This window comes from Bradyrhizobium sp. SYSU BS000235, assembly GCF_049747295.1.
Classification (GTDB): domain Bacteria; phylum Pseudomonadota; class Alphaproteobacteria; order Rhizobiales; family Xanthobacteraceae; genus Afipia.
This window is the reverse complement of the sequence record NZ_JBMHJM010000001.1, coordinates 2708254-2721276: the sequence shown is the minus strand read 5'-3', so window position 1 is coordinate 2721276 and position 13023 is coordinate 2708254. Positions and strand designations below refer to the sequence as shown.

The 13023-nt window shown below is 61.9% G+C and carries 8 protein-coding genes; 4 read left to right on the top strand and 4 right to left on the bottom strand.

The genetic code is table 11. From position 1 onward, the window contains the following. Positions 1–42: 42 nt before the first annotated feature. Positions 43–657 (top strand): glutathione transferase GstA, encoded by a 615-nt coding sequence (gene gstA / locus ACP0KA_RS12645; protein WP_424629123.1) that lies wholly within the window; start codon positions 43–45, stop codon positions 655–657. 121 nt (positions 658–778) lie between these two features. On the opposite strand, the gene ACP0KA_RS12640 is transcribed toward gstA, so the two are convergent. The 3 genes from ACP0KA_RS12640 to ACP0KA_RS12630 all read right to left on the bottom strand — a co-directional run bounded on the left by ACP0KA_RS12640 (position 779) and on the right by ACP0KA_RS12630 (position 6079). After that, positions 779–2992 carry a 3-hydroxyacyl-CoA dehydrogenase NAD-binding domain-containing protein gene (locus ACP0KA_RS12640; RefSeq protein ID WP_424629122.1) on the bottom strand — a complete coding sequence of 738 codons (2214 nt, stop codon included), beginning with the start codon at positions 2990–2992 and terminating at the stop codon, positions 779–781. A gap of 12 nt (positions 2993–3004) precedes the next feature. Further along, positions 3005–4213: an acetyl-CoA C-acetyltransferase gene (locus ACP0KA_RS12635; RefSeq protein WP_424629121.1), complete on the bottom strand. Its 1209-nt coding sequence runs from the start codon at positions 4211–4213 to the stop codon at positions 3005–3007. 75 nt (positions 4214–4288) lie between these two features. Continuing rightward, positions 4289–6079 carry an acyl-CoA dehydrogenase C-terminal domain-containing protein gene (locus ACP0KA_RS12630; protein ID WP_424629120.1) on the bottom strand — a complete coding sequence of 597 codons (1791 nt, stop codon included), beginning with the start codon at positions 6077–6079 and terminating at the stop codon, positions 4289–4291. A gap of 359 nt (positions 6080–6438) precedes the next feature. Between ACP0KA_RS12630 and ACP0KA_RS12625 the strand changes: the two genes are divergently transcribed. From ACP0KA_RS12625 to ACP0KA_RS12615, 3 genes are all read left to right on the top strand, one after another. Next, on the top strand, positions 6439–9768 hold the full coding sequence (locus ACP0KA_RS12625; protein WP_424629119.1) for a hypothetical protein: 3330 nt from the start codon (positions 6439–6441) through the stop codon (positions 9766–9768). A gap of 185 nt (positions 9769–9953) precedes the next feature. Next, positions 9954–10880, top strand: a complete 927-nt coding sequence (locus ACP0KA_RS12620) for a sulfite exporter TauE/SafE family protein (RefSeq protein ID WP_424629118.1) — start codon at positions 9954–9956, stop codon at positions 10878–10880. Next, entirely contained in the window at positions 10877–11656 is a 780-nt protein-coding gene (locus tag ACP0KA_RS12615; RefSeq protein WP_424629117.1) for a TIGR02186 family protein, read from the top strand. The genes ACP0KA_RS12620 and ACP0KA_RS12615 overlap by 4 nt, the downstream gene beginning before the upstream one ends. On the opposite strand, the gene ACP0KA_RS12610 is transcribed toward ACP0KA_RS12615, so the two are convergent. Beyond that, positions 11657–12976, bottom strand: coding sequence for an NRAMP family divalent metal transporter (locus tag ACP0KA_RS12610; RefSeq protein WP_424629116.1), 1320 nt, complete (start codon positions 12974–12976; stop codon positions 11657–11659). Positions 12977–13023: the final 47 nt, after the last annotated feature.

The following is a 13023-nucleotide window of genomic DNA, read 5'->3' as shown; positions in this document are numbered from 1 at the left end:
AGACGCGTTCCATTTGCCACTGCTGAGGGAAGGATACCTCCTATGAAGCTTTATTACTCGCCCGGGGCCTGCTCGCTATCGCCGCATATCGCCCTGAAAGAGGCCGGAATCCCGTTCGATCTGGTCAAAGTCGACCTCAAAGCCAAGAAAACGGAAGACGGCAACGACTATTTGGGCCTCAATCCCAAGGGGCAAATCCCGGCAGTTGGCATGGATAATGGCGACGTCCTGACCGAAGGCGCCGTGATCGTGCAAATGATCGCGGATAAGGTCCCCGGCAAAAACCTGGTGCCGGCGGCTGGGACGACCGAGCGCTACCGGGCGCAGGAGTGGCTCAACTTCGTCAGCACCGAGCTGCACAAGAACTTCAGCCCGCTGTTCAACCCGGCCATCCCCGACGATGTGAAGCTGTTTTTCAAGGACCGCATCACCGGCAAGTTCACTTACATCAACAGCGCGCTCGCCGGGAAAGACTACCTGATGGGCAGCCAGTTCACGGTCGCCGACGGCTATCTGTTCACGATCCTGCGCTGGGCGGACGGGCAAAAGATCGAGATTTCCGGTCTCGAGAATCTCGTCGCCTACAAGGCGCGCGTTGCTGCACGGCCTATGGTGCAGGAAGCCCTGAAAGCCGAAGGCTTGATGAAGGCCTCGTAAGAGGCGCACGTCATCTCAAACACAAAAGGCTGGATCGTCGATCCAGCCTTTCTTGTTTTGTCGGACTTATCCTCGTTGTTGAAAGCGAGCTTCACTCGCTCTCAACAGGAGTGATGCGCGATTACGCAGCCTGCTTCTTCGGTGCGAAGCGCACATAGAACGTCTCGCCCTTGGAGGCCATGTCCAGCAGAAGCTTCGGCGGCGTGAAGCGCGATCCGAACTTCTTCTCGAGCTTCTGGCACAGTTCGACGAACTTTTTCGTGCCCATGAAGTCGATATAGGACAGCGTCCCGCCGGTGAACGGCGCAAAGCCGAAACCGAGGATCGAGCCGACATCCGCTTCGCGCGGATCGGTGATGACGTGATCTTCCACTGTGCGGGCCGCTTCGACCGCCTGCACCACCAGGAAGCGCTGCTTCAATTCCTCGACATCGAGCGTATCGGGATCGAGATGCTTGGGCTGCAGCGTCTTCAACTCGGGCCACAGCTTCTTCTGACCCTTGCCCTTCTCGGGATAATCATAAAAGCCCTTGCCGTTCTTGCGGCCAAGACGGCCCTGCTTCTCGACCATCTCGATCAGGAGCTTCTTCTGGTCCTGCTCGATCGCTTGAGGTCCAAGATCAGCCTCCGTTGCCTTGATGATCTTGAGCGCGAGATCGATCGCGATCTCGTCGTTCAGCGACAGCGGGCCGACCGGCATTCCGGCCATCTTGCCGGCGTTTTCGATCATCGCCGGCGGCACGCCCTCGAGCAGCATCTCGTAGCCCTCGGCGATGTAGCGCAACACACAGCGGTTGGCGAAGAAGCCACGCGAGTCGTTCACCACGATCGGCGTCTTCTTGATCTGCCGCACGTAATCGAGCGCGGTCGCCAGCGCCACATCGCCGGTGTTCTTGCCGACGATGATTTCCACCAGCATCATCTTCTCCACCGGCGAGAAGAAGTGAATGCCGATGAACTTCGACTGATCCTTCCATTCCTCGGCGAGCGAGTTGATCGGCAATGTCGAGGTGTTGGACGCGAAGATCGCGTTTGGTGCGATCAACGGCTGTGCCTTGGCATAGGTATCGGCCTTGACCTTGCGGTCCTCGAACACCGCCTCGATCACGAGATCGCAATCCTTCAGCACATTGTAGTCCGCCGTCGGCGTGATGCGGGCGAGAAGCGCGTCGGCATCGGCCTGCTTGGCACGGCCCTTGGCGACCTGGCCATCGATCACCGATTTCGCATGCGCCTTGCCCTTGTCGGCGCTTTCCTGGTCGCGGTCGATCAGGATGACGTCGATCCCGGCCATGGCCGAAACGTAACCCACGCTGGCGCCCATGAAGCCGGCACCGATGATGCCGAGCTTCTTGACCTTGGTCGGCGGAACGTTTGGCGGACGGCGCGCGCCCTTGTTCAGTTCGCCCATCGACACGAACAGGCTGCGAATCATCGCCGCCGCTTCCTTCGAGCGCAGGATCTTCGAGAAGTAGCGCGACTCGATGCGCAGCGCGGCATCCATCGGCACCTGCAGACCTTCATACACGCTCTGCATGATGGCGCGGGCCGCCGGATAGTTGTCGGAGGTCTCGCGACGGAAGATCGCATTCGCCGGCGGGAAAATCATGGTGCCGCCCTTGGAATAGACAGCGCCGCTCGGCAGCTTGAAGCCCTTCTCGTCCCATGGCGCAACGGCCTTGCCGCCGGCCTTGATCCATTCCTTGGCGGTCTTGATGAGGTCAGCGGAGGGCACGACCTCGTCCACCAGCTTCCAGCCCTTGGCCTTGGCGAGATCGACCGCCTCGCCCTTCATCAACATCTGCAGTGCATCCTGCGTCTGCATGATGCGCGGCAGGCGCTGCGTGCCGCCGCCACCCGGGAACAGGCCGACCTTGATTTCCGGCAGGCCGAGACGGGTCTTCGGATTGTCCGCCGCGACGCGATGGTGGCAGGCGAGCGTCAGTTCGAATGCGCCGCCGAGCGCAAGACCGTTGATCGCCGCGACCCACGGCTTGCCGCAGGTCTCGATGGCGCGCAGCGTCAGCGACAGCTTGCGGCTTTCATCGAACACATACTTGTTGGCGGCCTCTTCGCCCTTGGTCTTGAGCAATTCGCCATAAGCGCGGTTGATGCCCTCTAACATGGTGAGGTCAGCACCGCCCGAGAAGGCCTCCTTGCCTGACGTGATAACCACGCCCTTGACCGCAGCGTCCTTCGTGGTCTGCTCGACGATCGCTGCGAGTTCGGTGGCCGTGGTCTCGTCGACCACGTTCATGGATTTGCCGGGAATGTCCCAGGTCACCAGCGCAATGCCGTCGACGTCGGTCTCTACCTTGAAATTCTGATAGGTCATGTGGCTTGCTCCTCACACGCGCTCGATGATCGTCGCCGTTCCCATGCCGCCGCCGATGCACAGCGTGACAAGAGCGGTGGATTTGTTGGTGCGCTCGAGTTCGTCGAGCACGGTGCCGAGAATCATCGCGCCCGTTGCACCCAGCGGGTGGCCCAGCGCAATCGCTCCACCATTGACGTTGATCTTGCTGTTGTCGATTTCGAACGCCTGGATGTAACGCAGCACGACTGAGGCGAACGCTTCATTGAGCTCGAACAAATCGATATCGCCAAGCTTCATGCCGGAACGCTCCAGCACCTTCTTGGTGACATCGACCGGGCCGGTCAGCATCATCGCCGGTTCAGAACCGATATTGGCGAAGGCGCGGATTTTCGCGCGCGGCTTCAATCCGCGCTTCGCACCGGCGTCCTTGCTGCCGAGCAGCACCGCACCTGCACCGTCGACGATGCCGGATGAATTACCGGCATGGTGCACATAATTGACCGCCTCGATTTCCGGATGCGACTGCACGGCGACGGCGTCAAAACCACCCATGGAGCCCATGACGGCGAATGACGGCTGCAACTGAGCCAGCGACTGCATCGTCGTGCCGGGGCGCATATGCTCATCCTTGTCGAGGATGGTGAGGCCGTTGATATCCTTCACCGGAATGACGGAGTTCTTGAACCGGCCCTCGCTCCAGGCTTTCGCGGCACGCTCCTGGCTTTGCACGGCGTACGCATCGACATCGTCGCGCGAGAAACCATATTTGGTGGCGATGAGATCCGCCGACACGCCTTGCGGCATGAAGTAGGTCGGCACCGCGATGGAGGGATCCATCGGCCATGCCGCACCGGATGAAAGGATGCCGACACGGCTCATCGATTCCGCACCGCCACCGATGGTCATCTCGTGCTGACCGGACATCACCTGCGCCGCCGCGAAATTCACCGCATCAAGACCCGACGCACAGAAGCGATTGATCTGCACACCGGGAACCGTGGTGCCGTAACCGGCATTGATCGCCGCAAAGCGCGCAATGTCGCCACCGGCTTCGCCGACCGGATCGACCACGCCGAGGACGACATCGTCGATGCTGTCCACCGCGAGGTTGTTGCGCTCCTTCAGCGCCTTCAGCGGAGCGGTCGCCAGCGCCAGCGCCGTCACCTCATGCAGCGAGCCGTCGGACTTTCCCTTGCCGCGCGGCGTGCGGACGTGATCGTAGATAAATGCCTCAGGCATGTCGCTCTCCTTCGATCCTTTGATGTCTTGCGATTGTTGTTGCACCACGCCGGGCAACCGGCGCGAGAATTGAAATCAGAACGCCTCGGCCGGCAATTCCATCATCGAAGCCGCACCGGCCTGGATGCGCGCGAGGCGCGTCGCTGTTTCCGGCAGCATGCGCTCCATGAAGAATTTGCCCGTGACGAGCTTCGACTTGAGATAAGGCTGCTCGCTGCTACTTGCGATCTTGTCCTGGGTGACCTTGGCCATGCGCGCCCACATATAGGCGAGCGCAACGAGGCCGAAGAGATGCAGGTAGTCGGTCGACGCCGCGCCGGCATTGTCAGGGTTTGCCATGGCATTCTGCATCAGCCACATGGTCGCCTGTTGCAGGTGCTGCACCGACGCTCCGAGCGGCGCGACGTAAGGCTTCATCGCTTCGTTCGCGCCGTTCTCCTTCACGAAGGACGACACTTCGTTGAAGAACGCGGTGATGGCCCGGCCGCCATCCTTCGGCAACTTGCGGCCTACCAGGTCGAGCGCCTGGATGCCATTTGCGCCTTCGTAGATCATGGCAATGCGCGCATCGCGCACGAACTGCTCCACACCGGTTTCGACAATATATCCGTGACCGCCAAACATCTGCTGTGCGGAGGCCGCGTTTGCGAAGCCGACGTCGGTCAGCATGCCTTTGATCACCGGCGTCATCAGGCCCATGTGATCGTCCGCCGCCTGGCGTTCCTTTTGATCGTCGGAGCGGTGCGCCACGTCACTCTTAAGGGACGTCCACACCACCAGCGCGCGCGCCGCTTCATTGAAGGCACGGATGGTCATCAACGTGCGCCGCACATCGGGATGCACAATGATCGGATCGGCGGGCTTGTCCTTGGCCTGCGGTCCGGTCAGGGCGCGGCCCTGCAGACGATCCTTCGCGTAAGCGACCGCGTTCTGATAAGCGACTTCCGACTGGGCAAGCCCCTGCACCCCGACGCCGAGCCGCGCTTCGTTCATCATGACGAACATCGCCGTCATGCCCTTGTTCTCTTCGCCGATCAGCCAGCCGACGGCGTTGTCGAAGTTCAGCACACAGGTGGAATTGCCGTGGATGCCCATCTTGTGTTCGATCGAGCCGCACGAGACGCCGTTCTGCGCACCGAGCGTGCCATCAGGGTTGATCGTCATCTTCGGCACCACGAACAGCGACACGCCCTTGATGCCCGCAGGCGCGCCTTCAATGCGCGCCAGAACGAGGTGGACGATATTCTCGGTGAGATCCTGCTCGCCGCCTGAAATGAAAATCTTGGTGCCGGTGATTTTGTAGCTGCCGTCCGCCTGCTTCACCGCCTTGGTGCGCATCAGCCCGAGATCGGTGCCGCAGTGCGGTTCGGTCAGGTTCATGGTGCCGGCCCATTTGCCTGCCACCATGTTGGGAACGTAGGTCTGCTTCTGCTCCGGTGTGCCGTGCACCAGCAAGGCGGCCATCGCACCTTGAGTCAGGCCCGGATACATCGAGAAGGCCATGTTGGCCGAGACCATGAATTCGTTGACGCTCTGCGAAAGCGTCGTCGGAAGCCCCTGACCGCCAAATTCGGCCGGTGCGGACAGGCCGATCCAACCGCCATCTGCCAGTTGCTTGAAGGCCTCCTTGAAGCCGGTCGGAGTGGTGACGCGGGCATCATCGTGACGCTTGCAGCCTTCGAGATCGCCAACGCTGTTGAGCGGCTGCAGCACCTGTTCGCTGAACTTGGCGGCCTCATCGAGGATCGCCTCGCGCACATCGGCCGATGCATCGCTGAAGCCGGGAAGATTATTGTACCTGTCGATCTGAAATACGTCGTTGAGGAGGAAGTTCATGTCTTCAACGGGGGCCTTGTAGATCGGCATGGCGTCCTCTCGATTGGGCTGAAAGTGATTCTTCAATAAGAACTTTTTTGCGATGCGGCAATGTGAGGCGACCCTATCGTATTCCCAAACGATAGAAAGAAGTTGCGACAACATGACTGGGCCGCGCCAGTCACGTCGGTCAATTTCGCTCTGCGAGACAGCGTTTCGGGGAACCGACCGCCGGCGCAGACAACTTTTCGGTCCCAAACCGCGTCCATTAACCCGGTGTTTACCGTAACAATAAATGGTCGGTACCGGAAACAGGCGTCTCGTGTCCGAATTTGCTTGTCTCTTCAAAGGGACACGGGGCGGCTGAAAGCGCCGGACAGGAGTCGGGCGCCGGGACACCGGACTGAAGCATGGCAGCGCGTGTATCGTTGAGCGTAGACGGAATTGAGCCGTCGGTCCTTGAGAGGGCCGAGGCCTCCGCGCGCCGCTCCGGCCTGTCATTGGGTGATTGGCTGAATTCGACCATCGGCCATCCCGGAGCGAACCATCCTGGCGCAAACAATCCTGGCGCAAGCCATCCCGGACCGAACCCTGAACAGAGGCGCGAGGCTCAGGATGTCGCCGAGATCCACAAGCGGCTGGACTCCATTGCCCGTCAGGTCGAACACATGTCTCGCGCACCAGCCGCCGCCAAGGGCGACCCCGGTGTTGCCCGGCAGCTGAACGACGCCATCTCGCGGCTCGATGCTCGCCTTTCCCATATCACTGGTCAGAACGCGCAAGCCGCCTCTTATCAACCTGCCCCGGCTTACCGACCGGCGCCGACGACAGCTCCGGCGATGTCGCCGATGGATTTCTCGATCGCGGAAATCATTGCGCGTCAGGGACAGCTCGACGGTTTGATCCCATCACCGGGGTCGCAGCCGACCGCAGCGCACATGCCTGCGCCGTCCTTCGTCAATCCCGCTTTCAATCCCCCACCGGTTTACGCAGCACCTCCGCTGCAGCCGCAGGCCGACTTCTCGGGCCTTGAGCGGCAACTGTCCGAAATCACCAGCCAGATCGCGACGCTCCGGCGTCCCGACGGCCTCGAGCAGTCCATCGAAGGCTTCCGTAACGAGCTCGCCGAGATTCGCCGGACCATCACCGAGGCCCTGCCGCGCCGCGAAATCGAATCGCTGGAAAATGAAATCCGTTCGCTCGGCCGCCGCATCGACGAGACGCGCCACACCGGCGTCGACAGCTCCGCTTTGGCCGGGATTGAACGCGCATTGAGCGAGATCTACAGCGCGCTGCGCGCGCTGACGCCGGCGGAACAGTTTGCCGGCTTCGATGAAGCCATCCGCAATCTCGGCGGCAAAGTGGATTCGATCGTTCGCGCGAGTCACGATCCTTCCACGATCCATCAGCTTGAAGACGCGATCACGGCGCTCAAGTCGATTGCGTCGAACGTCGCCTCCAACGAAGCGCTCAATGGCCTCGCCGGTCATCTCCAGACCCTGTCGGCGAAGGTCGATCAGCTGGCGCACGCCGGCGGCAACGGAGACATCCTGTCAGCGCTTGAACAGCGCATCGCGGTCCTGACAACCGCGCTCGAGCAGCGCGACCGGCCCGCGGCCGGCGATACCGGCTACTTCGACAATGCGGTGCGCGCGATTTCCGATCGCCTGGATAACCTCCAGGTAGGGAACGACAGTACGGCGTCCCTGAATCATGTCGAACAGCGGGTTCACCACCTGCTGGAGCGGCTCGAAAACGCCCAGGGACGCGGCGGCAATCTCTCGCGGGTCGAAGAAGGCCTGGCTGACATCCTCCGTCACATCGAACAGCAACGCGCCACCGAGCAGGCGGCGCCGTCCAGCGCATCGACGGACGGCATCTTTGTCGAGACCATCAAGCGCGAACTGTCCGACATCCGCTTCAGCCAGTCGGAAACCAATCGCCACACGCAGGACTCGCTCGAGGCGGTCCATAACACGCTCGGCCATGTGGTCGATCGTCTCGCGCAGATCGAGGGTGACCTGCGTGCAGCACGATCTGCACCCCCGCCACGCGACGCGCTGCGTGAACATCCAATGCCCGACGCGCGCGCCTACGCGCCGTTCTCGCCGGAGCCCCATGCAGCCACGCCTCAACCGCGTCCTGAACTGCCGAATCCGGCTGCCGTCCAGGCGCCGATTGAGCGCGCGCCGGTCGCACCGCCTATGCCGCCGCGTGTGCCCGCGATTGCAGATGTCGCAATTTCGCGTCCGATCGAAGTCGAGCAACCCGCGCCTCCGTCACAAGCCAGCCGGCCCGTCACCGCGCCGCGCAGCCCGATCGATCCCACGCTGCCGCCAGACCACCCGCTGGAGCCCGGCACCAAGCTGCAGCATGGTCGCGTTGGAACGCCGTCCGAGCGCATTGCCGCCTCCGAGGTCGTGCTCAACGAGATTTCATCGGGGTCACGTGAGCCCGTCAGCCCGACGAACTTCATTCAGGCTGCGCGCCGCGCCGCGCAAGCCGCTGCGGCAGCTCCCGCCGCGGCGCCAGGCGCCAAAGCCAATCGCGTTACCGCGTTGAATGATGCCGCGCGGAACGCTGCCAAGGCAGCAACCGTCGGCGAATCGAAGGTATCTTCCAGAATTCGAGCGCTGCTTGTCGGCGCGAGCGTTGTCGTGATCGTGCTTGGCACCGTGAAGATGGGCCTGAATCTGCTGAGCGGTCACGACCGTGCGCAGTCGCCCCCCGCCGCGGAATCCAGTTCAGCGACACCGGCTTTGCCGCCGGTCACCAACGGCGAGCCGCGATCCGAGAACGTCGCGCCGATGGTCCCGTCCATCACATCGCCGACCCCGATCGACCACCAGTCCTTGAATGTACCGCCGTCTCCGCCTGCATTGCCATCGGCGCCCGCCGCTGCTCCGGCCCTGCCTCACGCACCGGCTGCGGCTGATATCACCGGCTCGGTGACAATTCCCGCTCCGGCCGAACGCGTTTCTGTGACGCTTCCTTCGACGGCAAAAGCCAAAGTCGCGTTGATCCCGGTCAACGACAAGCTGCCTGAGGGCATCGGCAGCGCCACACTGCGTGCAGCCGCCAACAAGGGTGATCCCGGCGCAGCCTTCGAGGTCGGTGTCCGCTATGCGGAAGGCCGGGGTGTCGCATCCGACTATGCCGAAGCCATGAAATGGTACGAGCGCGCGTCGCAAGGCGGCATCGTTCCGGCCACTTTCCGCCTTGGCGCGCTCTATGAAAAAGGGCTCGGCGCTAAGAAGGACATTGAGGCCGCACGCCGCTACTACATGCAGGCCGCGGAAAAAGGCAGCGCCAAGGCGATGCACAACCTTGCCGTGCTCGACGCCGATGGCGGTGGCGCCGGCCCGAACTACAAAGGCGCGGCACAATGGTTCCGCAAGGCGGCCGAACGCGGCGTCGCCGACAGCCAGTTCAATCTCGCAATTCTCTACGCACGCGGTATCGGCGTAGAGCAGAACCTTGCTGAATCCTACAAGTGGTTCAGCCTTGCAGCGGCCCAAGGCGACGCGGATTCCGGTCGCAAGCGCGACGACATCGCCAAACGGCTTGATGCGCAGTCTCTGGCAGCAGCGAAGCTTGCGATTCAGACCTTCACGCCCGAAGCACAACCGGACGATGCGGTTGCGGTCGGCACGCCGCCGGGCGGATGGGACGCCGCGCCACCAGCTAAAGCCGCAGCAAAATCGCATAAACCACACACGACCAAGAGCGCAGCCCGTTAAGCTCATTATGACGAGCTTAACGCTGACCTGACCCGTCGTGGGTTATTCGCTCTGATGCCCCGATTCTTTAACCCACCCGCGCGCGATATCGGCTAATCAGGGATCGCGGCGCATCACCCGCGTCGCGGCAACCCACTGCTGCGAGGGCTCGGTGCAGTCCCGCCGCCGAACCCAAGCGAACGCGCGTGCAACTGTTTCTTCCGATCGCCGACGTTCCCGTCAATGTGTTTCTCATCCTGGCGATGGGCGCAGCCGTTGGCTTCGTGTCCGGCATGTTCGGCATTGGCGGCGGCTTCCTGATGACGCCGCTCCTGATCTTCATCGGAATTTCGCCGGCCGTGGCAGTCGCTTCGGTTTCCAGCCACATGGCCGCATCGTCATTCTCCGGCGCCCTGTCCTACTGGCGACGGCGAGCCATCGACCCGGCCTTGTCGATGGTCCTGCTCAGTGGCGGCGTCATCGGCACCGCACTTGGCGTCTGGATCTTCACACTGCTGCGCTCGGTCGGTCAGCTCGACCTCATTATTGCGCTGTCCTATGTGGCGCTGCTGACCACGGTCGGCACCCTCATGCTTCTGGAGGGTGCGCGGGCGATCCTGCGGACCCGCAAAGGTCCGCAGCCGCTGACGCGCCGGGCGCGAGCCCAGGGCTGGATCCTCGGCCTCCCGCTCAAGATGCGTTTCAAGCGCTCCAAGATCTACCTGTCCGTGATTCCCGTCGTCGCCATTGGCCTGTTTATCGGGTTTCTGGGCGCGATCATGGGCGTCGGCGGTGGCTTTCTGCTGATTCCGATCCTGATCTATGTCCTGCGGGTGCCAACCTCGACGGTGATCGGCACATCGATGACGCTGACCCTCGCCACCATGATCTTCGCGACGATCCTGCACGCGACCACCAACCACCTCGTCGATGCCGTCCTCGCCCTCGTGTTGATGGTGGGCGGTGTGATCGGGGCACAGTTTGGGGCACGGGCTGGACAACGAATCCGCGGCGAACATCTGCGCCTGCTGCTCGGACTTTTGATTCTCTCCGTGGGTATTCGCTTTGCGGTCGAACTCGTGATCAAACCGGCTGAGCTTTTTTCCATCCGCGACCTCGGGAGTGGTGGATGAAACAGCGCCTCGCCCCGACGGTTGCTGCATTCATGCTCGCTTTCATGGCGGGCAATGCCGCGCGTGCGGAGAGCCTGATCGTTTCGGTCTCCAATCACCGCATCACGGTGACGCCGAACTATTCCGGTGAAGAACTTGTGCTGTTCGGCTCCATCGAACGCGACGGCAAATCGCGCGACCGAACCGACTACGACATCGTCGTGACCGTCAGCGGGCCGCGCGCGGACATGGTGACGCGGCGGAAGGAGCGCAAACTCGGAATCTGGGTCAACGTCGATTCCCGCGAGTTCATCCGGGTGCCCTCGTATCTTGGCATCTTTTCCAACCGGCCCATCGACGAGATCGCAGCACCGGATGTGCAGCGGCGGCAGCAGATCGGACTGGACAATATTTTTCTGCCACAGAGGATCGGGCCTGACGTCGCCAACGTGGTTGCCACCGACCCCTTCAGGATCGCATTCGTGAAACTGCGCACCAGCCGGGGGCTTTACCGTGAGCAGGAAAGCGCGGTGACATTCCTGACCCCAACGCTGTTTCGCACCGGCATTCCGCTGCCGGCCGAAGTGCCGATCGGCACCTATGACGTGGATATCAAGCTCTTGTCCGGCGGCGTCTTGATCAGCAAAGCCGACACAGCGTTTGAAATCGTCAAGGTCGGCTTCGAACAGTTTGTCGCCAACGCCGCCCGCCAGCATGGGCTGTTTTATGGACTCGCCACCGCGTTGATGGCGCTCGCGACCGGCTGGCTCGCGTCGGTGATCTTCCGCAAGGATTGATCATACGAAGTACCCGACGATCATGGCGATGACACACACCGCCATCACACCGGTCGAGGCCCAGCCGAGCCCGTATAAAAGTCCGCGGACAACGAATTTGCTCATCACATCGTGGCGTCGTGACAGCGTCATCAGCAAGATCATCACCGGCACCGCAAGAACGCCGTTGATGACCGCGCTCCAGTAGAGCGCCGAGATCGGGCTGATGGGAGTGAAATTCAGCACGATCCCGATCCCCGCCGAGAGCGCGAGAACCGAGTAGAAGGCCGTCGCCTCGCGTGGTTTGCGGTCGAGGCCAACCGGCCATCGGCGCCCTTCTCCGATGGCGTAAGCCGCCGATCCGGCCAGCACAGGGACCGCCAGAAGTCCCGTTCCGATAATTCCGAGTGCAAAGATGAACTCGGCGAAGATACCGGCGACGGGACGCAAGGCTTCTGCCGCTTGGGCGGATGTTTCGATGTCGGTCTTACCGGTGGCGTGCAAGGTCGCGGACGCAGTAATGATGATCGAGATCGCGATCAGATTGGAGAATGCCATTCCTGTGATGGTGTCGGCACGGATGCGGCGAAACTCCTTCCGTGCACCCTGATGATTTTTCACCAACGGCTCTTTTTTCGCATCGATGCGCTGCTCTTCGACCTCCAGCGAGGCCTGCCAGAAGAATAGATAGGGCGAGATCGTGGTGCCCAGGATCGCGACCAGGGTCGTCAGGAACGTCGCATTCCATTGCACTTGCGGAATCGCAATTCCCTTGATCGCATCGCCCCACGCAACCTTTGTGACTGCCAGCGCCGCAACGTAAGCAAACAGACTGAGCGTCAGCCATTTCAGGATCGCACTGTAGCGCTTGTAATCAAGGAAAATCTGCGCCGACACCGAGGTGACGCCGAACAACAGAACATACAGGAATCCCGGGCCGCCGATGAGGAGCTTGAGTGCATCGCCCATCGCGGCAAGGTCCGCGGCGATATTGATCGTATTGGCGACGAACAACAGCAGCACGATGATATTGAGAAGCCACGCCGGATAGAAGCGACAGACGTTGCCCGCGATGCCGTGGCCCGTCACCCGTCCCACGCGTGCTGAAATTTCCTGAATCGCCACCATCAGGGGGAATGTCAGCAGCATCGTCCAGCCGATGCCATATCCGAGTTGCGCGCCGGCCTGACTGTAGGTGCCGATACCGGATGGATCGTCATCGGATGCACCGGTGATCAGACCCGGGCCCAGCGTCTTCAGGAATTTTCGCAAGCCTGACGGCTTGCCCGTCTGTTCTTCATGAGCCGTTGCCGGCGCCGTCCTGGCCGCGTTCTGTTTCAACCCGTTGTCCCTCGTGGCAAGCAGCAACGCCACACAGAACCGCAGGT

What these genes read in the sequence shown, in the direction of transcription:
- gstA (WP_424629123.1), top strand. Translation starts at nt 43, where the DNA reads ATGAAGCTTTATTACTCGCCCGGGGCCTGCTCGCTATCGCCGCATATC.
- ACP0KA_RS12640 (WP_424629122.1), bottom strand. Translation starts at nt 2,992, where the DNA reads ATGACCTATCAGAATTTCAAGGTAGAGACCGACGTCGACGGCATTGCG.
- ACP0KA_RS12635 (WP_424629121.1), bottom strand. Translation starts at nt 4,213, where the DNA reads ATGCCTGAGGCATTTATCTACGATCACGTCCGCACGCCGCGCGGCAAG.
- ACP0KA_RS12630 (WP_424629120.1), bottom strand. Translation starts at nt 6,079, where the DNA reads ATGCCGATCTACAAGGCCCCCGTTGAAGACATGAACTTCCTCCTCAAC.
- ACP0KA_RS12625 (WP_424629119.1), top strand. Translation starts at nt 6,439, where the DNA reads ATGGCAGCGCGTGTATCGTTGAGCGTAGACGGAATTGAGCCGTCGGTC.
- ACP0KA_RS12615 (WP_424629117.1), top strand. Translation starts at nt 10,877, where the DNA reads ATGAAACAGCGCCTCGCCCCGACGGTTGCTGCATTCATGCTCGCTTTC.